The 1219-nt window shown below is 35.1% G+C and carries 2 protein-coding genes; both read left to right on the top strand.

Features of this window, described 5'->3' with window-relative positions; translation table 11 throughout:
• Nucleotides 1-54 precede the first annotated feature (54 nt).
• Complete coding sequence (locus tag L2586_RS24355; protein WP_235295617.1) at nt 55-321, top strand: transposase; 267 nt, start codon at nt 55-57, stop codon at nt 319-321.
• Nucleotides 315-1160, top strand: a complete 846-nt coding sequence (locus L2586_RS24350) for an IS3 family transposase (RefSeq protein ID WP_235295616.1) — start codon at nt 315-317, stop codon at nt 1158-1160. Before L2586_RS24355 ends, L2586_RS24350 begins: the two co-directional genes overlap by 7 nt.
• The last annotated feature ends 59 nt before the right edge of the window (nt 1161-1219 follow it).

The following is a 1219-nucleotide window of genomic DNA, read 5'->3' as shown; positions in this document are numbered from 1 at the left end:
TGTAGCCTTACCAAAAAATAATACAAATCTAAAATTAACTAAATTTGAATTATTATGAAAAGAAGTAAGTTTACAGAAACACAAATTATTAAGGCTCTGAAAGAGAATGAGTCAGGCAAGAGTGCTGAGCAAATTTCAAGAGAATTAGGGATCAATAAAGGCACATTTTACAACTGGCGCAAGAAATACTCTGGAATGGAAGTAAATCAGCTAAAGGAGTTAAAAGCTCTTAAGGAAGAGAATGCGAAGTTAAAGAGGATGTATGCAGACCAGGCATTACAATTAGAGATGGCAAAAGATGTGATTTCAAAAAAGTGGTAAAGTCTTCTGTCAAGAAAGAAGCTTGTAAGTATTTAAAGAAGAAATACAAAGCCAGTATAAAAAGCATATGCGCAATATTTAGATCTACGCGAGCAATCTGGTATCACACAAGCATTCTGGACGATTCTGAAGTAATAGAAAAGCTTCAAGAGTATGTAGAAACTAATCCCAATAGAGGATTTGATAATTACTTTAAAAGAATCAGGAGAGAAGGCTATAAATGGTCAAGGAACAGAGTGTTGAGAGTTTACAGAGAAATGGGCTTAGTAAGAAGACCGAAGAAGCGAAAGAAACTTCCAGAAGGGCTACGAAAGCCATTAGATACAGCTAGTATACTTAATGAAGTATGGAGTATGGATTTTATGAGTGATAGTTTTGAGGATGGTAGAACGCTAAGGGTTCTAAATATCATAGATGATCACAATCGAGAGAGTTTAGCTATACAGGGAGCACTGAGTATGCCTTCAGCTAGAGTAATACGAGTATTAGAACAATTAGAGGAAGAGATAGGATTACCGAAGTACATAAGAACAGATAATGGCCCAGAGTTTATATCAAAGGAATATAAAAACTGGTGCGAAACTAAAAATATAATACCTGTGTATGCTTCACCAGGAACGCCAACGGAGAACGCCTACATTGAGAGATTTAATAGACTATTCCGAGAAGATATTCTGGATGCATATTTGTTTAGGAATATTAAGCAGTTTGAAATCATAGCAGAAAAATGGAGAGAAGATTATAATAATTTTCATCCACATTCTTCGTTGAATGATAAGAGCCCGATAGAATTTTCAAGCCGCCAACAGCCCCTTATTGGGGTTTTAAAACCCCAATAAGGGGCTGTACTAGAAATAGTATTTAAATTATAAACTGTATTAAGAAAGGTAAGTCTACA

This window comes from Portibacter lacus (assembly GCF_021533215.1).
Classification (GTDB): domain Bacteria; phylum Bacteroidota; class Bacteroidia; order Chitinophagales; family Saprospiraceae; genus Portibacter; species Portibacter lacus.
The sequence above is the reverse complement of the archived record's forward strand: the minus strand, read 5'-3'. Positions and strand labels throughout refer to the sequence as shown.